This is a genomic window from Actinoplanes derwentensis (assembly GCF_900104725.1).
GTDB classification, from domain to species: Bacteria; Actinomycetota; Actinomycetes; order Mycobacteriales; family Micromonosporaceae; genus Actinoplanes; species Actinoplanes derwentensis.
In genome coordinates this window covers 5,232,680-5,253,276 of record NZ_LT629758.1, presented here as the reverse complement: position 1 = coordinate 5,253,276, position 20,597 = coordinate 5,232,680, and the positions used below count along the sequence as shown (strand labels likewise).

At 70.1% G+C, this 20,597-nt stretch carries 14 protein-coding genes; 7 read left to right on the top strand and 7 right to left on the bottom strand.

What is annotated here, in order from left to right; all coding sequences use genetic code 11:
- Nucleotides 1–274: 274 nt before the first annotated feature.
- Complete coding sequence (locus BLU81_RS23195; protein ID WP_157751755.1) at nucleotides 275–1,183, top strand: phosphotransferase; 909 nt, start codon at nucleotides 275–277, stop codon at nucleotides 1,181–1,183.
- A gap of 3 nt (nucleotides 1,184–1,186) precedes the next feature.
- Here BLU81_RS23195 and BLU81_RS23190 read toward each other — a convergent pair whose 3' ends face one another.
- The 6 genes from BLU81_RS23190 to BLU81_RS23165 form a co-directional block, all read right to left on the bottom strand.
- Nucleotides 1,187–2,326 carry an AI-2E family transporter gene (locus BLU81_RS23190; protein WP_092546592.1) on the bottom strand — a complete coding sequence of 380 codons (1,140 nt, stop codon included), beginning with the start codon at nucleotides 2,324–2,326 and terminating at the stop codon, nucleotides 1,187–1,189.
- A 63-nt stretch (nucleotides 2,327–2,389) separates the two neighbouring features.
- A complete protein-coding gene (locus BLU81_RS23185) occupies nucleotides 2,390–3,895 on the bottom strand; it encodes a peroxidase family protein (protein WP_157751754.1) in 1,506 nt (501 codons plus the stop codon).
- Nucleotides 3,896–4,109: 214 nt separating this feature from the next.
- Nucleotides 4,110–5,294 carry a polysaccharide biosynthesis protein gene (locus tag BLU81_RS23180; protein ID WP_231954720.1) on the bottom strand — a complete coding sequence of 395 codons (1,185 nt, stop codon included), beginning with the start codon at nucleotides 5,292–5,294 and terminating at the stop codon, nucleotides 4,110–4,112.
- On the bottom strand, nucleotides 5,258–6,280 hold the full coding sequence (locus BLU81_RS23175) for an NAD-dependent epimerase/dehydratase family protein (RefSeq protein WP_092546590.1): 1,023 nt from the start codon (nucleotides 6,278–6,280) through the stop codon (nucleotides 5,258–5,260). The genes BLU81_RS23180 and BLU81_RS23175 overlap by 37 nt, the downstream gene beginning before the upstream one ends.
- Nucleotides 6,277–7,053 (bottom strand): glycosyltransferase family 2 protein, encoded by a 777-nt coding sequence (locus tag BLU81_RS23170; protein WP_092546589.1) that lies wholly within the window; start codon nucleotides 7,051–7,053, stop codon nucleotides 6,277–6,279. The genes BLU81_RS23175 and BLU81_RS23170 overlap by 4 nt, the downstream gene beginning before the upstream one ends.
- Nucleotides 7,050–8,255, bottom strand: a complete 1,206-nt coding sequence (locus BLU81_RS23165; protein ID WP_092557513.1) for a nucleotide sugar dehydrogenase — start codon at nucleotides 8,253–8,255, stop codon at nucleotides 7,050–7,052. Before BLU81_RS23165 ends, BLU81_RS23170 begins: the two co-directional genes overlap by 4 nt.
- A 202-nt stretch (nucleotides 8,256–8,457) precedes the next feature.
- Between BLU81_RS23165 and BLU81_RS23160 the strand changes: the two genes are divergently transcribed.
- From BLU81_RS23160 to BLU81_RS48530, 4 genes are all read left to right on the top strand, one after another.
- Nucleotides 8,458–8,730 carry a hypothetical protein gene (locus tag BLU81_RS23160; RefSeq protein ID WP_092546588.1) on the top strand — a complete coding sequence of 91 codons (273 nt, stop codon included), beginning with the start codon at nucleotides 8,458–8,460 and terminating at the stop codon, nucleotides 8,728–8,730.
- A gap of 126 nt (nucleotides 8,731–8,856) precedes the next feature.
- Nucleotides 8,857–10,716 carry a hypothetical protein gene (locus tag BLU81_RS23155; RefSeq protein WP_092546587.1) on the top strand — a complete coding sequence of 620 codons (1,860 nt, stop codon included), beginning with the start codon at nucleotides 8,857–8,859 and terminating at the stop codon, nucleotides 10,714–10,716.
- A gap of 3 nt (nucleotides 10,717–10,719) precedes the next feature.
- Nucleotides 10,720–12,411, top strand: coding sequence for a hypothetical protein (locus tag BLU81_RS23150; protein ID WP_092546586.1), 1,692 nt, complete (start codon nucleotides 10,720–10,722; stop codon nucleotides 12,409–12,411).
- A gap of 18 nt (nucleotides 12,412–12,429) precedes the next feature.
- Nucleotides 12,430–12,594, top strand: coding sequence for a hypothetical protein (locus BLU81_RS48530; protein ID WP_157751753.1), 165 nt, complete (start codon nucleotides 12,430–12,432; stop codon nucleotides 12,592–12,594).
- A gap of 45 nt (nucleotides 12,595–12,639) precedes the next feature.
- On the opposite strand, the gene BLU81_RS23145 is transcribed toward BLU81_RS48530, so the two are convergent.
- Entirely contained in the window at nucleotides 12,640–13,836 is a 1,197-nt protein-coding gene (locus BLU81_RS23145) for a glycosyltransferase family 4 protein (protein ID WP_092546585.1), read from the bottom strand.
- Between the two features lie 104 nt (nucleotides 13,837–13,940).
- Here BLU81_RS23145 and BLU81_RS48525 point away from each other — a divergent pair, with 104 nt between their 5' ends.
- Both BLU81_RS48525 and BLU81_RS23130 read left to right on the top strand, forming a co-directional pair.
- Nucleotides 13,941–15,638: a substrate-binding and VWA domain-containing protein gene (locus BLU81_RS48525; protein WP_172890608.1), complete on the top strand. Its 1,698-nt coding sequence runs from the start codon at nucleotides 13,941–13,943 to the stop codon at nucleotides 15,636–15,638.
- Nucleotides 15,635–20,575, top strand: a complete 4,941-nt coding sequence (locus tag BLU81_RS23130) for an alpha-(1->3)-arabinofuranosyltransferase domain-containing protein (protein WP_231954719.1) — start codon at nucleotides 15,635–15,637, stop codon at nucleotides 20,573–20,575. Before BLU81_RS48525 ends, BLU81_RS23130 begins: the two co-directional genes overlap by 4 nt.
- The last annotated feature ends 22 nt before the right edge of the window (nucleotides 20,576–20,597 follow it).

Here is a 20,597-nt window from a genome sequence, read left to right as displayed (position 1 = left end):
CGGTCGTACTGAAGTGTGGGTAGTCCTTCAACGACTTCCAGCGGCCTCCTACGTGAAGGCCTCCCTGGTGAAAGCGGGACGGCTCCGGCAGTGTGGATCACCGATCCGGGGGTGCCCGGCGGTTGGTGGGGGGTGGGTGCGGGCAAGGATCGGGTGTGGGCTCGCCGCCGGCGTCGTGGCCGGTGGGGCGGAAACGGGCTGCCGGGGCCGGATCGGCCGTCGCCTGAGGTGGGTGGCGGAGGTCGGCTGACTTCGAGGGATCGGCGGTTCAGCGGTGACTGACCTGAGGCATGCGCACGACATCGCCCGGACGATCGCGGCGACGGTTCTCGACCGGGATCCCGGGGCGCTGACCAGTGCGGACAGTCTGTCGCACCAGGTCTTTCTCGGGGCTGACGTGGTCGTGAAGGTGATCGGCGCCGACCGGCACACCCGGATGGAACGGGAGATCGCGCTGGCACCGTTCCTGCCCGAGGGGATCACCGCACCGTTGCTCGGCAGTGGAGTCCATGACGGGGTGCGGTACGCCTGTCATGTCCGGGCGCCGGGGACCGCTCCGGGGATGGGTCTGCCGGGGGTCGACGCCGGGACCGCGCGGTCGTTGGCGGGGCAGGCGGTGCGTCGTCTCGGTCTGCTGCATCGCTGGGTGCCGGCCGAAGCGGCAGCGGAGACGTTGCGGGAACCGCTGGATCACGGTGGGTTCGTCGGCCGGGCCGGACTGTTCGCGGTGACCGAGAGCCTCACCGAAGCCGACCGGGACTCGGTGGTGTCACCGGTTCTGCTGGACGGCCTGGCCCGGATCGCGGAGGGGGCGCCGCTGCACGTGGACACCGTCGTCCCGGTGCACGCGGACAGCCACTGGGGGAACTGGCTGGCCGAAGGTGATCAGGTCACCACGCTGCTGGACTTCGAGTGGGCCCGGTTCGGCGTACCGATGGACGACTGGTTCTTCGTGATCGGGACCAGCGGCCCGCACCGGGAGACCGTCCTGGACGTCGTCGCCGGGGAGACCGGGATCCCGGCCGAACTCATCCGGTACGAATGCGAGGTGCGCCATGCGGCGCACCTCGCTTCCGACATCTTTCAGGCGTTGACCGGCGGTGACCAGGCCGGACTTCTGCGAGCCCGGCTGAAAGGCCTGGCCGACATCGTCGTGGAGCGCCTCTGGTGGCACTCCGCATGAGGATCAGGTGGGACTCGGGGCCGGCTCCTCAGAGGCCGCCGGCGGTTCGGGTTCCACTGCCGGGCCTTCGACCGGCGGCGCCGGATCGGTGAGCTGTTCGCGCAGGTAGATCCAGAAGACCGCGAAGATCGCCGCGACCGGCACGGCGAGCAGCGCCCCGACGATCCCGTACAGGCTGCTGCCCAGCGTGACCGCCAACAGCACCACCCCGGCGTGCAAGCCGAGGCTGCGGCTCTGCAGCATGGGCTGGAAGACGTTGCCCTCCAACTGCTGGACGAGCACGATGATGGCGAGCACGATCAGCGCGTCGGTCCAGCCGTCGGTGACGAACGTGATGATCACCGCGACGAAACCGGCGAACAGTGCGCCCACGATCGGCACGAACGCGGTGACGAAGGTCAGCACGGCCAGTGGCAGCCACAGGTCGACGCCGAGCACGGCCAGGCCGATACCGATCAGCACCGCGTCGAGCAGGCCGACGACGGCCTGGGACCGGACGAACGAGCCAAGAGCGTCCCAGCTGCGCCCGGCCACGGTCGGCACCGCGGTCGAGAGCCGGCCGGGGAGCTGCCGGGACAGCCAGGGCAGGAATCGCGGGCCGTCCTTGAGGAAGAAGAACATCAGGAACAGCGCGAGTACGGTGTTCAGCAGCCCGTTGAAGAAGGAGCCCACCCCGGTCAGGGTGGCCGAGGCGATGCTGCCGACACTCTCCTGCAACTTGGCGACCCCGGTGTTGAGGTATTCGTTGACCTCGGCGTCGCTGATGTTGAACGGCGGGCCGTTGAGCCAGTCCCGCAGCTGGCCGATGCCTTCGACGACCTGGTCGGCGAGTTCGCCGGACTTCGCGCCGACCGGCACCGCGATACCGACGACGGTGCCGACCGCGACCACCAGGAAGAGCACGGTCACCAGCGCGGCGGCGAGAGCCGGTGGCCAGTGGTGCTTGCGCAGGAACCGCACCGGCGGCCAGGTCAGGGTGGTGAGAAGGAGCGCGATGACAATCGGCCAGATCACTGACCAGGCCTGTCCGAGAAGGTGGAAGGCCACCCATGTCATCAGCAGGACCAGCAACAGCTGCAGCGAGATGCTCGCCGACGTACGCAGCGTGTTCCTGGTCTTGCGGGAGTTAAGACCGGTGCTCATGCGATCACACTAGAGAAGGTCACCGGGGGATCGCGCGCCGAGACGCGCGATCCCGGGTATCGATCAGAGATCCAATGCGAATTTCAGCAGGTCGCCGGTGCGGAACTGGCCGAGGACCGGTGCGATCGGGACGGTCGGGCGCCAGAACGGGTTGACACTGAGGTAACTGTTGCGGTCCATGTCGAGGATGCCGAGGATGACTTCGGCGACGATCCGGCCGCCGACCGGGCCGAGCCGTTGTCCGGCGTACGTCAGCTCGGCTTCTTTGAGAATGTAGAACCAGAGCGGGGCCTTGTTCTTGAAACCGGGGTCGGTGATGCCGAGTTCGGTGTTGGTGAGCGGGGTGAGCCCCATCCGGGTGGCGACGTCCTGTCCGGACGGCAGGCCGAGGCGGCTGCCGCGCAGCAGGTTGCGTTCGGCGAGCGAGGTCACGTCGTCGTTGACCACGGTCGGCGGCAGGTTGAACAGGGGCAGCGACAGTTTGCCGTCGATGCGCCGGGCCTGGTTACGCGGCGTGGCAGGTTTGCCGGGCACGTCGAAGAAGTGCCACCAGTCGATCTCCAGGTCGGCCGGCAGCGGGCGGTTGCCGCGCAGGTCGAAGCCTTCCTGGCCGAAGATGGCGGCGGCACCGGGCGGGGTGGTGCGGTTGTTCAGCAGGTAACCGGCCCGGACCATGCTGTGCCCGAAGCGGTACGCGGCCACCGAGTACTCGATCGGCATGAACGGCCGGTTCCGGTTTCGCGGCCGGTAGTGCTCGTTACGGACCCGGCCGAGCCGGCCCAGGTAGCGCCCGATCACCTCGGTCCCGACGATCTTATCCAGGAAGTCGTGCACGATGATCCACTGGAAGTGCCAGCGGGTGAGGCGCTGCGCGTCGGCCAGGGTGCGGGCGATCCGCTTCTCCAGCAGCCGGTTGTGGAACTTCGCGAACGCCACGTGCAGCTGGGCGACGATCAGGTTCTCGTCGTTGCGGGGATCGCCCAGGTAAGCGGATCCGTCGGCCCGGCGCGGCAGGTCGTCGACGCCGTTGACGTTGCGTACCACCCGCAGCCGGGTCTTGTCGGCCTCGTAGAGGTCGGGGTCCAGCCGTGGACCGCGGCCGTAGACCGAACCCAGATCGAAGTGCGGGGTGTCGAAGTTGACCAGGGCGAGCGGGTCGGCCTGGGCTTCGGCGAGCGGGGTCCGGTCGAGGGTCATGTCGTGGTCGATGAACTGGCCGAGGAATGTGAAACCGGCCGGAATGCGCGGGTTGTCGAAGTCGATCGGGTTCGGCCCGGTGGGCTCGCCCATCTGCGCGGCCAGCCCGCGGAGCAGATCCTCCGGCGGCTGGAACGCGGGGGCGTTCTTGAACATGACGCCGAAGCGGCCCTCCCGGCTGCGGCCGCCCCCACCGCGGACGGCGATGTCGCAGCCCCGGGTGAGGGCGACCGCGTGTTTCCAGTCGCGGGGCGAGCGGGGCGCGGCCTGGGCGGCGGTGGTACCGAAGGGGCAACCGCCGGCGGAGACCGCGGCGACGGCCGCCGCGGTTCCGGCGAGGACGGTTCGGCGTTCGATGTTCGTGTCAGCCATGTGGGCTCCTAGATGGCTCGGGTGCCCAGGAAGGTAGCCAGACATCGGCCGCTATTGCGATACAAGATGGCGGGAACGGAGCAATGCCGACTGGATGGGTTAATCCGACAAGGCGGTGTTGATTCCCAGAGGGGAGAAGACCGCAACCGACCATTCGGTACGGCGTTAGAAAGCGCCGCTTCGAGCCGCGACGCGAAAAATTTAAATCATCATATTAGTTCTTAAAACGGACAGCGAGCGTGGTCAGGATCAGCAGTGCGGTGCCTGCCGCCGACCACATGATCGCCGGGAAGGTGTGCGGCACGACCGTGGTGATCAGGGCCAGCACCGCGGTGCCTGCCCACAGTGGTGCCGACGGCCACTTGGCCCCGGCCGCGACCTGCGCGTTGATCAGCACATAGACCAGCGCGTACAGGGCGCCGGTGGCGGCGAAGACCGGCGCGTACCGGCCCAGATGGACGTAGTCCGGCCCGCCGGCCGCCCCGAACGCCAGACCGCCGGCCACTGCGGACGCGGTGACCAGAACGGTGCCGGACGCGGTGACCAGACCGATTGCGATCAGCAGGGCACGACGGCTGCCGTGCGCGAGCCGGGGCAGAGCCAGCACCGTGACCACCTGCGGCGCCCAGATCGCACCCTTGGTGAGGACCGTGCCGACCGCGTACGCCCCGGACTCGGCGGCCGGCAGCAGCGCCCGGGCCAGCAGCAGGTCGGCGTAGGACACGACGAGCATGGCCAGAGTCGCCGAGCAGGCGGTGAAGACCTGCCGGGCGGTGATGACGAGCCCGGTGCCGGCCCCGGTCCCGGATCGGGCCAGCAGGGCCAGGACGGGTGGGATCAGCAGTGCGGTGGCGGTACCGATCAGCATCGATCCGATCAGTCCGGCGTTCAGGAGAAGGCCGGCGCTCAGCCCGCCGTACCGGCCGACCGCCTGCACCGCCATCCCGGCCGCCAGCGGCAGGAACCGTTCGTCGCCCTGAAGTTCGCCGAGCCAGCGCCCGGCCAGCACGATCGCGCCGGTGTACACCGCCAGCAGCAGGATCACCGGAGCCGGTAGGTCGAACACCGGCCCGGCGAGCGGGGCCGTCGCGGCGACCGCGACCGTGCAGACGGCGGCGGTCAGCCAGCCGGCCCGCGCTGCCGACGCGCCGGGCTGTTTCGCCCGGTGCACCGCCACGGCGATCTGCAGACCCATACTGGGCACCGCGATGATGCCGGCGATCGCCAGCACCGTCGCCAGAGCACCCAGGTCGGCGGCCTGCAGGGTGCGGGCCCCGAGCACCGGGACCAGGTAACCGAGCGCGCTCGCGACCGCACTGGCCGCCGCGACCGCCGCGACCCCGATCCGCAGGTTCGCCGAGGTTACAACCGTCCCTCCGCGACCGCCTTCTCGATCCACGGGATCACCTCGTCGAGCATCGTCTCGAGGCTGGTCTCGGCGGTGAACCCGAGCACGTCACGGGACTTGGCGACATCCGGGACGCGCATCGCGACGTCATGGGCGAACGGCTCGTCACTGACGTACCGGAACGGGGTCTCCGGGCCTTTGATCTTGCGCCAGATGACCTCGGCGAGCTGGAGCACCGTGGTGGACTCGGCGGTCGACAGGTTGAAGTCGTCGTTGCGTGCCGCCTCGTGCTCGATCGCGGTGGCGATGCCCCGGGCCAGGTCGCCGCCGTAGGTGTAGTGACGCACCTGGTCGCCGGCCCCGAGCACGTGCAGTGGGTCCTGGCCCTTGAGCACCTTCTGCACCAGGTCGGGGACGACGTGCGACATGGCCAGCTTGACGTTTCCGGACATCACCTCGGCCGAACCAAGTGCCCGGCCCTCGCCGACGCCGACACAGTTGAACGGGCGCACGATCGTGTACGGCAGCTTGTACTGGTCCCAAGCGGCACGCGCGTAGTACTCGACGGCCAGCTTCTGGAAACCGTACGACGACTTGGGCGGCGGCACCTCGTGCTGGTCGCCCTCCTTGCTCGGCCAGCGGTCGGTCGACTCGAAGACCATCGACGACGACACGTAGGTGACCTTCTGCAGCGTCCCGTCCCGGTGCGCGCGGATGGCCGCGTCGCAGGAGGCCGCCATGATCCGCTCGTTGGTGGCGAGCAGGTCGTAGGCGTACGCGTGGAAGTAGGAGATCCCGCCGATCATCGCGGCACCGGCTACGAAGTGATCGCAACCGGTCAGCAGATCGGCGACCAGGTCGACGTCGCGGGCGTCGCCCTCGACGAACCGGTAGTTCGGGTGGCTGTCGTAGCTGTGCGAGACCGGGCCGTACTTGGAGAAGTTGTCGAGCCCCACGACCTCGTGCCCGCGGCCCAGCAACTCCTCCACCAGGTACCCGCCGATGAAGCCGGCCGAGCCGGTGACCAGGACCTTCATGCGGGGGTGTCCTCCTTGAGACGGGCCGGAACCGGCCTCTTCTGCGCCCAGCGGGCGGCCATCTGCTCGTCCGACATGCGCCGGCCGAACGCGAAAAAGTACCAGCGCAGGTAGCTCGGCATGAAGCGGCCCACATCGAAGTGTGACTCCCCGAGCTGGCGGTCGAGCCAGATCGTCGGGATCTCCGCCACCGGGCGGCGCATCCGGGTCGCCTTCGCGGTCAGTTCGATGCCGATCTCGAAACCGGTGTTCGACTCGATGCCGACCTCCCGGACGAAATCGGTGTCGTACGCCTTGAAACTGTTCGTCGCGTCCCGGGTACCGACCCGGGCGAACAGTTTCAGCGTCTTACCGGCCCACCGGGACGCGATCCGTTTGAACCGGGGGCCGCCGACCTGCTGCCCACCGGGCATGTAGCGGGACGCCGCCGCGACCACCACTCCACGATCCACGAGCCGGGCAAGGTCGTCGATCTGCCGCGGATCGTCGCAGCCGTCGGCCATCGTCACCACCGCGACCGGCGCGCGGGCCGCCTCGATCCCGAACCGGATGGCGTTCGCCGGGCCGCGGCCGTACGTGTTGAGCACCGCCCGCACCCGCGGATCGGTGCGCGACAACTCCTCCACATAGGGCACCGTGGTGTCCTCGGGCATGTCGTGCACGACCAGGATCTCGGCCGGCAGCAGCACCTCACGCAGCACGCGTTCCAGGTGCCGCACCACCTCCGGCCCCTCGTTGTAGACCGGGATGACCACGGAGACGCGCGGTGTCACACCCGCACCCCCTGCCCGGTGAGGCCCCACATGTCGATCAGCGGTTTGTCGGTGACGAGCGCGGCGTAGTCCGGATGCGGCGCCGCGATCACCAGCAGATCGGCGCGTTCGAGCACATCGTCGAGGGGGAGGAACCGATCGTCACGCACATAGGGATCGGTGCAGAGCGTCTCTTTCGCCTTCAAGGTCAAAATCTTGCGCAGCTTGTACGCGAGACTGTCCCGGGAGTCGTCACTGCCACCCTTGAACGCCATGCCGAGGATGCCGACCGTCATTTCACTCAGGTCGAACCGGTCCTCCAGCCGCGACACCAGGTAGAGCGGCAGCCCTTCGTTGATCAGCATCGCCGAGTGGCCGAGCACGAAGTTGTTCCGGTTGAACGCGGCCAGCTGCATGGTGTCCTTGAGCAGGCACGGCCCGGCCGCGAAACCGGGCATCGGCAGGTCCGCCGCGCGCGGATAGTCAAAGGACACCGCGTGCCGGATCCGGGCGAAGTCCAGCCCGAAGTCGTTGGCCATCATCCAGAACTGGTTGGCCGCCGCGAACTTCAGATAGCGCCACGTGTTGGTGTACAGCTTGGCCAGCTCGGCCTCCTCCGGTTCCAACAGGACGATCGAGTCGGTGAGATGCCGGAAGAGCTTCTCGGCCCGATCAAGAGCTTGTGGCGTACGCCCGGAGACGATCTGCGGCAGCGTGAACAACTCGGTCATCGCCTTGCCCTCGGCGATCCGTTCCGGGCAGAACGCCACGTCGACATCGAGGCCGTGGCTCTTCAACAGCTTCTCGGTCAGCGCCGTGACACCCGGGTAGACGGTGCTGCGCAACACGATCAGCTGCCCGTCGTGCAGGAACTCGACACAGCGCTCGATCGCTCGCGGCACCGCGCCCAGGTCCGGGTTGAGGTGCTCGTCGACCGGCGTGCCGACCACCACGACCAGCGCTTCGGCGTACCCCACGCTCTCCGGGGCGGTGCTGGCCCGCAGCCGCCCGGCGGTCAGGGCCTCGGTCAGCAGCGCTCCCGCACCCTCCTCGGTGAACGGCAGCTCGCCCGAGTTGACCCGGTCCACCGCGATCTGGTCGATGTCGTAGAGCAGGACGGACAGGCCACGCGACGCGAGCGCGATGCCCAGCGGCAGGCCCACCCGGCCACATCCGCCGACCACGCACACATCCACGCCGGTGGCGTCCAGGGACTCGGTCATCTCGCCTCGCATTCGCCTGGGGTGCCGTCTCTGTGTGTCGGCCCGGTGACGGCTCGGTATCGGCTCGTGCAGGTTACTGGTGAGGAAACTTCGGGTCTAGTGGTGGTCTTGATCGAGTCGAAGGGCCTGGTGGACTGCGGGTATTGACGCCACCGGATACCGTGCGGCACACATCGTCACTGGTCGATCACGGAGGTAGATCATGGGTGTGCGGCGATCCACGCTGTGGCTGATCCCGGCCGGCCTGCTGGTGGGCTGTGCCGCCTCGTTCTTCGTGCCAGGGCTGGCGCCGTACTCGCGGTATCACTTCTATCGGCTGAAGTGCGGCGGCGAGCCGGTCATCGCCACGGACTTCGCGGCCGCCCGTAGTTACCGGCTCCCCGGGCAGGGTCTGCCGGTGAATCCCTTCGATACCGAGTTCTTCTGCACCGAGGCGGAGGCGCAGGATGCGGGTTTCCACCGGCAGCTTCCCTGATGCCCGCCCGGCTCATCCGTGCGAACGGCTCGGGGCTACCGGCGCGTAGCCCAGACGCTATGGTTCGTCACCATGGCAGGTGAGCCGCCCATCACCGGGCGCCCGCGAGAGGCTGCGACGAATTCCATGAGCACCAGTACGGCCCCGCCGGAGACCCCGGCCGCGACGGTTCCACGGCTCGATCCGGTGGGGGCGGTCGCGGCCGTGCTGATCGTCGCGAGTGTCCTCTGGCGGGCCTCGGTCACCGGCCGTGGTTACCTCACCGCCGACGACTTCGCGATCATCGCCCAGGCCGAGGAACACGGGCTGGGCGGCCTGTTCACTCTGTACAACAACCACTTCATGCCCGCTGGACGGCTGGTCACCCATGTCGTCAACCAGTTCACCGACTACGAGTACTGGCCGTACGCGGCGTTGATGGTGCTCGGGCAACTCGCCGTCAGTATCGCCTTCTACCGGCTGCTGCGGCTGATGTTGCCGGCCGGGTGGGCGCTGTTGGTGCCGCTGTGCCTGTTCCTCTTCAACCCGATGACCCTGGAGATCAGCGCGTGGTGGGCGGTCGGCGTCAACATGCTGCCGATGCAGCTCGCGATGATCGTCGCGCTCGGCGCCCAGGTGAAGTACGTGTTCTCCGGCGACCGCCGGAACCTGGTGACACTCGCCGCGGCGGTGCTGGTCGGCCTGCTCTTCTTTGAGAAGGCACTGCTCATCGTGCCGATGGTCTTCCTGGCTACGCTCTTCCTGTACGCGCCGGGCGGCCCGGTCCACGCGCTGGTCACCACGATCCGGCGCTGGTGGCAGTCCTGGGCGCTGCTGACCGCGATCTCGCTGCTGTTCCTCGGCGCCTACCTGGCCACCGCCACCGGAACGTCGGCGCGGGTGCCCCGGTCCGCGGCCGAGGTCGGTGACTTCTTGACCCAGTTCTACGGATCGTCGCTCGCGTCCGGACTGGTGGGTGGCCCGTGGAGCTGGCTGGACGCGAAGGACGGCCCGGCGGTCGCCGCGCCGTCGGACCTCGCGCAGTGGATCTCCTGGGCGGTGATCGCCCTGGTCATCACGGTCACGGTGGCGTTGCGCCGGTCGACGGCGGTTCGCGCATGGTCCCTGATGGTGGTGTTCGCCGGGCTGGCCGCCGGGCTGATCGCCGCCACCCGTCTCGGTTCGGAGATGAGTGGGGTGGCTGGCCTGGTGCCGCGCTACCTCGGTGACGTCCTGCTGGTCGCGGCGCTGTGTGTCGGCGTCGCGGTGTCCGGGTTGCGCCGTCCCGCAGCCTCGGCTGTCGGTGCCGAGCCGGTCGCCGATCCTCTTCCCGCGCCGGTGCGCCGGTTCCCCCAGCAGTTCGTCGTCGCCCTCGGGGTGTGCCTGGTGCTGCTGGTCGCCAACAGTGTCTGGAGCAGCCGCGACTGGGCCGCCGACTGGTCGTCCAAGGCGGCTCGTGACTACATCCGGACCACGCAGGCCGAGCTGTCCGCCGCCGAGCCGGGCACGGTGTTCATGGACCAGCCGGTGCCGGACCTGGTGATGTCCGCGGTCATCTACCCGTGGAACATGCAGTCGAACTTCTTCAAGCCTCTGGACCACGGGCCGGTGTTCGTGACCGAGGCCGAGAAGCTGTCGGTCATCGACGACTCCGGCCACATCCGGCCGGCCTGGGTGAAGGGCATCAGATCCCAGCCCGGCCCGCTGTCGGGCTGCGGCTACCAGGTCAAGGGCGGCCGGACGGTGACCGTACCGTTGAACGGTGAACTGGTCGACTACTGGCACACGGTACGGATCGGCTACCTCAGCGACCGGGACACCGAGGCGTTCATCAAGATCGGCCACCGTCCGGCGATCTCCTTCGACGTCCACCGCGGCCTGAACGCGATGTTCCTGCTCCGGATGGTCGACGGCGACGAAGTCGAGCTGAGTGTCGCCGACCCCGAGGCCAGCTTCTGCACCGACGAGATCGAGATCGGCGAGCTGGTGCCCCAGCCGGTGGGCTGACCGATGCGCGGCGGGATCGTCCTGCACGGCGTGGCGGGGGCGGTGACAGCCGTGGTGCTGGCACCGCTCGCCCTGCCCGGATACGTGCTGCGGTACGACATGACGTTCGTGCCGCGGCAGCCGCTGAACTGGGAGATGATCGCACCGGCCGGCGCGCTGCCCCGGGCGGTGCCGATGGACGCCGTGGTGTCGGTGGCGAACCTGGCGGTGCCGGGCTGGCTGCTCCAGCGGATCGCGCTGGTGGCGATCGTCTACCTGGCCGCGCTCGGTGCCGCCCGGCTGCTGCCCACCGACCGGTTGTCGCCCCGGGTGGTGGCCGCGCTGGCCTACGCGTGGACACCCTTGTTGGCCGAGCGGCTGCTGATCGGCCAGTGGGCGCTGCTGCTGGCATACGCCTGTCTGCCCTGGCTGGTGATCGCCGTCGGTGACCTGCGGGAATCCCGGCCGGGTGCCCTGCCCCGGCTGCTCCTGGCGGCGGCCCCGGCCGCCCTGACGCCGACCGGCGGCCTGCTCGCCCTGGTCACCGTCGCAGTCCTGTTGCCGGCGCGGAACTTCAGCCGCCGGGTCACCGCGCTCACCCTCGCCGCCGTGACCGTGCTCAACGCGCCGTGGCTGGTAGCGGCGCTGGGCAGCGCCGCCGGGGGAACCTCCGATCCGGAGGGCGTGGCGCAGTTCGCGGCGCGCGCGGAGAACTGGGCCGGAGCGTGGGTGGCGCTGGCCGGAACCGGTGGCATCTGGAACGCCCAGACCGTGCCGGCCAGCCGGGAGTCGGTGCTGGCTCCACTGGTGACTCTGCTGGTGCTGGCCGTGGCCGTAGCCGGGCTGCCGGTGCTGCGGCGGCGGATTCCGGAGTCGGCCGGGCGGCTGTTCGTGCTGGCCGTCGGCGGGTTCCTGCTGGCGGCGGCTGGCACCGGGCCGGGCGCTGTGCTGCTGGAGTGGATGGTCGTGCACGTGCCGGGTGCCGGGTTGCTGCGCGACGGACAGAAGTTCCTGATCCCGTACGCGCTGGTCCTGGCTCTGGGTTTCGCCCTCGGCGCGGAGCGCGCGGCCGGCTGGACCGCTCGCCGTCTCGATCGGTCCGCCGGCCGGGTGCTGCTGGCCGGGGCCGCCCTGCTGCCGGTGATACTGCTGCCGGATCTGGCGTTCGGGGCGATGGGGCAGTTGCGGCCGGTGCGTTATCCGGCGGACTGGGACGTGGTGGCCGCGCGGGTCGCCGAGACGCCCGGCGAGGTGCTGTCGCTGCCGTTCGAGGGCTATCAGCGGTACGCGTGGGCGAACAACGTGGTGATCCGGGATCCCTCGCCCCGGTACCTGGACGCACCGGTGATCATGAACGACGCGCTGCGGGTCGGTGCCGTGACGGTCGACGGGGAGAACCCGCGTGCCGCCGCGGCCGGAGCCCTGCTGGCCGCCGGACGGCCGGCTGCGGAGGTCGGTTCCCGGTGGGTGCTGGTGCGCCGGGGCAGTGGCGAACCGGCGGCGAACGTGCTGGCCGGGCTGCGCCTGATCTACGACGGCGAGGATCTCCAGCTGTGGGAGAACCCGGTTGCTCCGGCCGTTTCTCCGGCGGCGGGCGACAACCGCCGGGCTCTGGCGCTCGGCGCCCACATATCGGCCGCTCTCATTGTGTTCGGTGCGGTTGTCGCCCTACTGCTACTGGGTAGTAGATCGTGGTACCGTCCGCGCACCCATTGATTTCGTGGAGGGAAGATCATGGCCAAACTGGCCACGTTCATCATTGCGACGTTCGCCGGAGGCATCCTCGGCGTCGTCGGTGTGTTCGCGGCCGCTGGCGCCGTGAACCCGTCCGCTGACCACATCGCCAGCGTCAGCAACAACGATCCGCAGGTGGGCGAAGCGGTTTACGGCAAGCGCTGAGCACCCCGTCAGGCAGTCCCCGTTCGCGACGGGGGCTGCCTGACGTCATTCCCGGACCGGCAACCGCAGCGGCTGGGCGGCCGGCATCCGGTGGCCGTCGCCGAGTTGTCCGGCCACCACACCGGAGAAGGCGGCACCGGCTTTCTCCCAGGTGAACCGGGTGGCGTGCACGGCCGCCGCCATTCCCATCCCGGTCCGCCGCTGCGCGTCCAGCAGCAGCGCGCGGACCTGGAGGAAGAAGTCGTACTCGTTCTCCACCAGCACGCCGGTCTCCTCGTCGACCATGGCGTCGGCGACCCCACCGGCCGACCGGAACGCGACCGACGGGGTGCCCCGGATCCCGGCCTCCACGATGGTCAGGCCCCAGCCCTCCTTGAGCGAGGGCATCAGCATCAGCCAGGAGCGGCACAGCAGCTCGTGTTTGTGCTCCTCGGTGACGAAGCCGGCGAACCGGACCCGGTCCTCGATCTCCAGGTCGGCGGTGAGCTGCCGCAGCGGCTCGTCCCACCAGCCCTGCCCGGCCACCACCAGCTCGATCGTGGGCAGTTCCACGGCCAGCAGGGCGGTGGCGCGCAGCGCGAACTCGACCCGCTTGTGCGGTACTAGCCGGCCCAACACCATCAGGCTCGGGTTCGGGGTGCGGGCCACGGCCGGCCTGGTCACCTCCGGGGTGCCGTTGTGGACGACCGCGATCCGGTCCCGTCCGACGCCGAGTCCGACCAGTTCGTCCCGGGTCGACTCGGACACCGCGACGTACTGGCAGCGGCGGTAGACCCTGATCGCCAGCACCGACTCGATCCACCAGCCGATCCGGGCGATCCGGGGCCCGAAGACCACCGGCCACTGTTCCCGGTGCACGTGGTGGACCAGCACGATCACCGGGCGGCGGGCGTACAGGCGGCTGAGGAACGGCATGCCGTTACCCACGTCTATGATCAGGTCCGGTCGGCCGAGCCGGCGGCGGGACAGTGGTCCGATGCCGAGGAGTCCGATCAGGTAGACGAGTGCGGCCTGCAGGTAAACGGTGTGCCGGCCTCCTCGGCGGACTATCCGGAACCCGGCCGGGGTGCTCTCCTCCGCCGCAGCGGTGCCGTACGCCTGGCAGAGCAGGGTCACCCGGTACCCGTGGCGCACGAGTTCGCCGGCCACCCGGTCCAGGTAGAGCTCGGAACCCCCGCCCTCGGGGTGCTTGGTGTCGCGCCAGTTCAGGAACAGGACGTGACCGCCGCAGGCATCCGTCATGGTCTACTCTGCCATCCCTACTAGCGAGTACGATTCGCGGTCGCGTCACAGTAGGGCAGCTCCGGGAACAACCGCAACGGTCGCGTAACAACGGGAGGAACCGCGTGAGCGATGGGAGCCTCCGAGCGAGACCGGAGTTCTGGCCGGTCACGCTGCTGAGCATCACGCTGATCGCGACACTCGCCGGGTGGTCTGGATTCACCTATCTCGATCGAACCCGCAACGATCCGGGCTGCGCCGAACGGACCTCGCTGCGAGTCGCGGCGGCCCCGAGTGTCGCCACACCGGTCCGCGAGATCGCCTCCCGGCTGACCGCCCGGGACCCCTGTCTGGACCTGATCGTCGAGGAACGCGAGTCGGCCGACGTGCTGCGCGCCGTCGCCCGGACCGCCACCGACGTGGTCGCCGCACCGTCCGCGTCCAGCATGGCCTCCGCCTCCGCCCCGGCCACCATCGAGGCGGCTCCCGACGTGTGGCTGCCCGAGTCGACACTCTGGCTGCGGCGGGCCCGCGCCACCGGCGCCTTCCAAGTGCCGGCTGAAGGTGTCTCGGTCGCCACCAGCCCGATCGTGCTCGCCCTCGACGAGCGGACCGCGAAACGCCTCGGCGCCCGCGCCACCTGGCCACGGCTCGTCGGGTCGGCGCGAACGCAGGTCCCGATCGCGCTGCCGGACCCGGCGACCAGCCCACTCGGGTTCGGTGCCCTCGTCGGCATCCGCACGGTCGCCAAGGGCAGCGCCGCCGGCACCGCGGCGATCATGCGACGGCTCTCCCCGAACACCGTCTCCACCGCCGGTGAGGCCGCCCCCGACCCGGTCGGCCCCGGTACCGGCGAGACCGCCGTGATCAGCACCGAACAGCAGGTACTGGCGGCGGCCGGTGGTGGCAGGAGCCAGATCGCGATCTATCCGGGTACGGCGGTGCCGAGCCCCGACTACCCGTACGCCGTGCTGTCCTCCGGCGACGAACAGCGCGAGTACGCGACCGCACTGCTGCGGGCGATGCTCGCCAAGGACGGTGCCGCCGTCTTCACCGGACACGGGTTGCGTACCCCTGCCGGTGCCGCCCCGGCCGACGTTCCCGCCGCGACCCGGGTGCGGACCGCGACCTACACCCCCGCCGCCCTGCCCGCGCCCACTGACGCCGAAGCCCTGCTCAACGCGTGGGGCGGCGTGCACATCAGTGCCCGCATGCTCGCCGTCTTCGACATCTCCGGATCGATGGAGGCCGTGGTGCCGGGCTCGTCGGAGTCGCGGATGCAGGCCACCGTCAAAGCCGCCCAGGACGGCGTGAAACTCATGCTGCCCACCACCGAGCTGGGTGTCTGGGAGTTCTCCACCGACCTGGACGGACGGCGTGACTACCGCGAGGTGGTTCCGGTCGGGCCGATCGGGCCGCGCCGGGACGACATCATCGACCGGATCGACCGGATGCGGGCCGAACCGAACGGGCGGACCGGTCTCTACGACACGGCGCTGGCCGCCTACCGGGACGGCACTCGCAACTGGACGCCCGGCCGGATCAACATGGTGCTGATCCTGACCGACGGCACCGACGACAACGCGAGCGGCGTCGGCCGGTCCGCCCTGCTGCGTGAGCTGGGAGGACTCGTGGACCGCAAACGCCCGCTGCCGATCCTGTTCATCGGTGTCGGCCCGGAGATCGACGCCGCCGAACTCCGCCAGATCGCCGAGGCCACCGGCGGTAAGGTCGCCCTCACCGACAAGCCTTCCGGAATCCGGCAGATCTTCTACACTGCGCTCGCCGAATTCAGCTGCCTGCCCCCGGAGTGCCGCCGATGACCGCTGCCGTCCGGGAGCGGACCACCACCGCGACCAGCGTGCCGCCGTTCAGCCCCAGCCGCCACATGCTCGCGATCGGCGGAGCCCTCGTGCTCGTCGTGCTCGCGTTCGTGCAGCGCCCCGGCCGGACCACCTTCGACACCAAACTCGACCTGGCCGAGGACCCGATCGGGTTCATGTCCCGGGCCCTGCACCTGTGGAACCCGTGGGCGACCTCCGGCGAACTTCAGCAGCAGGCGTACGGCTACCTGTTCCCGATGGGCCCGTTCTTCGCCGCCGGTGACCTGCTCGGCGTACCACCCTGGATCACCCAGCGCCTGTGGTGCGCGGTGCTGCTCTGCGCCGCCTACTACGGAACACTTCTGCTGGCCCGGGCGCTGCGCGTCGGCAACGACACCGGCCGGATCGTGGGCGCGCTGGCGTACGCGCTGGCCCCCCGGATGCTCACCGAGATCGGTCCGCTCTCCTCGGAGATGCTGCCGGTGGTCTTCCTGCCGTGGGTGATGCTGCCGCTGGTGCGGTACCGGCAGATCGGTTCGGCTCGCCGGGCGGCCGCGCTCTCCGCCTTGGCGGTGCTCTTCATGGGCGGCATCAACGCGGCCGCCGTGGTGATGGCCCTGGTGTTGCCCGGCCTGTGGCTGATCACCCGCCGCTGGGACCGGGACCTGGCGAAACTGATGTTCTGGTGGGTCCTCTGCGTCGTCGGCGTGACCCTGTGGTGGATCGTCCCGCTGCTGCTCTTCGGCGAGTACAGCCTGCCGTTCCTGGACTTCATCGAGTCGTCCGGCACCACCACCGCGGTCACCTCGCTCTTCCAGGCGACCCGCGGCACCAACCAGTGGGTCGGCTATGTCGTTCAGGGTGATCCGTGGTGGCCGGCCGGGTACACGCTCGTCGACAGCCCGATCCTGATGGCCGCGACCGCGCTCGTCGCCGCCGTCGGCCTGACCGGTCTCGCGCTGCGCGGCATGCCCGAACGACGGTTCCTGATCGTCGCCGCGGTCACCGGCCTGACACTGCTGACCATGGGTTACGTCGGAACTCTGGGCAGCCCGCTGGCCCCGATCGTCCGCGAACTACTGGACGGTGTGCTCGCCCCGCTGCGCAATGTGCACAAGTTCGAACCGGTGCTGCGGCTGCCGGTCGCGCTGGGCGTCGCCTACGCGGCCAGCCGGTCGATCCCCTGGCGTCGATGGGGCCTGCGGATCCCGGCCGCGCCGCTGGCCGCCCTTCTGCTGATGGTCGCCGCCGCCCCGGCCGGGATGACGCTGCTGCGCCCCGGTCCGGGATGGTCGGAGATCCCGTCGTACTGGCGGGACGCGGCCTCCTGGCTCACCGACCGTGACGCGCAGGCCCGCACACTCGTCGTTCCCGGCTCCGGATTCGCCCAGAACACCTGGGGCCGGACCGTCGACGAACCGATGCAGACCCTGGCCGGAGCACCCTGGTCCACCCGCAACCAGATCCCGCTCGGCTCCGAGGGCAACACCCGGGTGATGGACACCGTCGAGGCGATCCTGGCCCAGGGGCGCGGTTCCCCGGCGCTGGCCGAGTTCCTGGCCCGTTCCGGCTACCGGTACCTGCTGCTCCGCAACGACCTGGACCGCTTCGCCGCGGACGCCCCGCCGATCGCCACGGTACGGCGCGCGATCAGCGGCTCGCCGGGCCTGAGCCGGGCGGCGGAGTTCGGGCCGATGACCGGCGCCGGTGGTGTCGCCCGGAGCCCGGTCGACAACGACGCCTCGGTCGCGTCGATCGAGATCTTCCAGGTCGGCACGGAGGTTCCGCAGGTATCGGCGACCGCGATCGCTGGCGTGCCGGTACTCAGCGGCGGTCCCGAGTCGTTGCTCGGCGTCCTGGAACAGGGCCTGCTCGACGGCCGCCAGCCGACCGTGCTGGCCGGCGACGCGACCGGTGAACTGGGCCTGGCCGACGGCGAGTCACAGGCCCGCGGCATCGTCACCGACGGCCTGCGCCGCCGGGAACTCAACATCGGCCGGGTACGCGACAACGTCAGCCAGACCCTCACCACCGACGAGAAGAGCAGACAGGGCCGGGTACGCGACGACCTGATCCCGTTCGCCCCGGACGGTCACCAGACCGTCGCCGAATACCAGGGCATCCGGTCGGTCACCGCGTCCAGCAGCGTCGCCTTCGCCGACACGGTCGGCCCGACCGACCCGTCCGGTCTGCCGTTCGCGGCCCTGGACGGCGACACCGGCACCGCCTGGCGTTCGGATCCGCTGCAGACCGGCGAAGGCCAGCGGATCGACGTCGAGCTGGGCACCGCCAAACGGGTCACCGCGATCACCGTCGACTTCGCCGCGGACGTACGGTTCGCCGCCGCGGTGTCGCTCGTCCGGATCACCACCGACCAGGGCATCGTGGACCGGACAGTGCCGTCCACCACCGGCCCGCACACCCTCTCCACGCTGCCCGGCCTGACCACGGCCGTCCGCGTCACGGTCCTCGCCCTGCGCCAGGGTTTCACCGGTGCCATCGCCCTGCGGGAACTCGGCATCCCGGGGCTCGCGGCGGAACGCGGCCTGCGCGCCCCCGCCGACCAGACGGCCGGCACCGCGCCGGTCTACTCGTTCACCCGGCCGGCCCAGGAACGCGGATCCTGCTTCCCGGCGGCCTCGGCGACCGGCACCGAGATCCGCTGCGACCAGTTCCTGGCCCGCCGCGGTGAGGAGCCGCTCGGCATCGACCGGTACTTCACCACCCCGGTCGACGCCGACTACGAGCTGCGGCTGACCGCGCAGGCCCGGCCGAACGGGACGATCCCGCTGGCCCGGCCGGTCGCCGCCACCGCCTCGTCCGTGCTGACCGGTGATCTGACGGTCGGTGCGCACGCCGCGGTCGACGGCGACCCGGGCACCGCCTGGCTGGCCGAACCCACCGATGACGATCCGGCCCTGACCCTGAGCTGGACCGGCAAACGCCGGATCGACCGGGTACGCCTGGTGGTGCCGGCCATCCCGGCCGCCGCCGTACCCAGCCAGGTGGTGATCCGCGCCAACGGCCGGGAGACTCCCGCGAAGGTGGGCGCCGACGGTCTGGTGACGTTCCCGGCCGTGGTCACCGACCGGCTCACCATCGCCGTCGACGTCTTCAGTGCCGAACGGGTGGTCGCCGACGACCGCGGCCGTGGCTGGTCGGCCCCGGCCGGCATCGCCGAGGTCGAGGTGCCGGCCCTGGCCCGCGTGCTGACCCCGGCCACCGACCGCACGCCCCTGGCCGTTCCGTGCGGCACCGGACCGGCCGTCGAGATCGGTGGCGTCACCTACCCGACCTCGGTCACCGGAACCCTCGGCGACATCCGGGCGAACCGGTCGCTCAAGATGACCGTCTGCGACGACTTTGCCGGTGAATCCGTCCAGCTCAAGGCCGGTGACCAACACCTGCGCACGATTCCGTCGGCGGCGTTCGTGGTGAACTCTGCGGCCCTGGTCCCGGCGGGTGGTGTTGCGGCAGTGACCGGGCGGGAGGTGGCCGTCGGGGACTGGCGGGCCACCGAGCGGACCGTCACGGTCGCGGCCGGGGTCGCGTCGCTGCTGGTGGTCACGGAGAACCACAACGCCGGCTGGGCGGCCACGCTGAACGGTGCGACGCTGCGGCCGGTCCGGGTGGACGGGTGGCAGCAGGCGTTCGTGGTGCCGGCCGGTGACGGCGGCATCGTGACCTTGCGTTTCACGCCGGACGAGCCGTACCGGACCGGCCTCGCGGCGGGTGCTGGATGCGTGCTCCTGATTCTGATCCTGGCGCTGCTGCCGGTGCGCCGCAGGGCCGTCGTGGTCGCCCGGCCACTGGCCCGGGTGTTCACCGTCGTCCCCGGTGGCAGCGGGTGGATGGTGGTTCCGCTGCTGGCGCTGGCGGTTGTCCTCGGTGGTCCGGCGGCGGCCGTCTTGCTGCTGGGGGCACTAATCGTCCGGCAGGTCCGGCCGGGTTGGCTGCCGGGGCTCGCGTTCGCGAGCGCGGTGACCGCTGTCGGTGTCGCGGTCAGTGGGCGGCTGCTCGGTCACGGGCAGGAGTGGGCGTACGGCGCCGGGGTCCAGTTGTTGATGTTGGCCGCGGTGTGCGCGGTCGCGGCGGCGGCGGCACCGTCGTCCGGCCGTCCCGAGAAGGAGATCTCCGTGTCCGACCAGCCGGTCAGCTCGTACCGGGCCACGCTCGGCCGGTCGGTCCGGCTGTTCCGGACCTTCCTGGTCGAACAGAGCGACCCGGACCGGTTCTACTCGATGCTCGCCACCGACTCGGTGGATCAGCTCGGCGCCTATGTGGACCTCGGCGGGGCCCGGGTGCTGGATGTCGGCGGCGGGCCGGGCTACTTCGCCAGCGAGTTCGAGAAGGTGGGGGCGTCGTACATCGGCCTCGATCCGGGGGTCGGGGACTTCGCCGAGGCGGGCGCGAAGGTGAACGGGATGGTCAGCGGCAGTGGTACCGCTCTGCCGATCCACACCGGCGCGCTGGACGTCACCTACTCGTCGAACGTGCTCGAACATGTCAGCGACCCCGAGGCGATGCTCGACGAGATGGTCCGGGTGACCCGGCCGGGCGGGACGATCTTCGTGTCGTACACCCCCTGGTGGTCTCCGCACGGTGGACACGAGACCGGGCCGTTCCGGCACTGGTTCGGTGGGCATCGCGCCCGGGCCCGGTTCCTGCGGGTCCACGGTCGAGAGCCGAAGAACCGGTTCATGGAGACGCTGTTCCCGGTCAGTGCCGCCCGGATGATGCGGTGGACCAGGACCGCACGCCGTACCGGTACTGTCACGGTGGTCGATGTGATACCTCGCTATCACCCCTGGTGGGCGCAGTGGGTGGCCTCGGTTCCGGTGCTGCGGGAGGTTCTCACGTGGAACTTCACCGTCGTCCTCCGCAGAGAAGGTCAGGAAGATGTGTCCAGGGTCTCGCTTCCTGATGTGACTCAGTAGTAACCTCCTGCAAGCTCGGCAT

Coding starts and splice junctions, on each gene's coding strand:
- BLU81_RS23155 (WP_092546587.1), top strand. CDS start 8,857: ATGAGCACCAGTACGGCCCCGCCGGAGACCCCGGCCGCGACGGTTCCA.
- BLU81_RS23130 (WP_231954719.1), top strand. CDS start 15,635: ATGACCGCTGCCGTCCGGGAGCGGACCACCACCGCGACCAGCGTGCCG.
- BLU81_RS23145 (WP_092546585.1), bottom strand. CDS start 13,836: ATGACGGATGCCTGCGGCGGTCACGTCCTGTTCCTGAACTGGCGCGAC.
- BLU81_RS23150 (WP_092546586.1), top strand. CDS start 10,720: ATGCGCGGCGGGATCGTCCTGCACGGCGTGGCGGGGGCGGTGACAGCC.
- BLU81_RS23185 (WP_157751754.1), bottom strand. CDS start 3,895: ATGGCTGACACGAACATCGAACGCCGAACCGTCCTCGCCGGAACCGCG.
- BLU81_RS23160 (WP_092546588.1), top strand. CDS start 8,458: ATGGGTGTGCGGCGATCCACGCTGTGGCTGATCCCGGCCGGCCTGCTG.
- BLU81_RS23175 (WP_092546590.1), bottom strand. CDS start 6,280: ATGAAGGTCCTGGTCACCGGCTCGGCCGGCTTCATCGGCGGGTACCTG.
- BLU81_RS23165 (WP_092557513.1), bottom strand. CDS start 8,255: ATGACCGAGTCCCTGGACGCCACCGGCGTGGATGTGTGCGTGGTCGGC.
- BLU81_RS23190 (WP_092546592.1), bottom strand. CDS start 2,326: ATGAGCACCGGTCTTAACTCCCGCAAGACCAGGAACACGCTGCGTACG.
- BLU81_RS48530 (WP_157751753.1), top strand. CDS start 12,430: ATGGCCAAACTGGCCACGTTCATCATTGCGACGTTCGCCGGAGGCATC.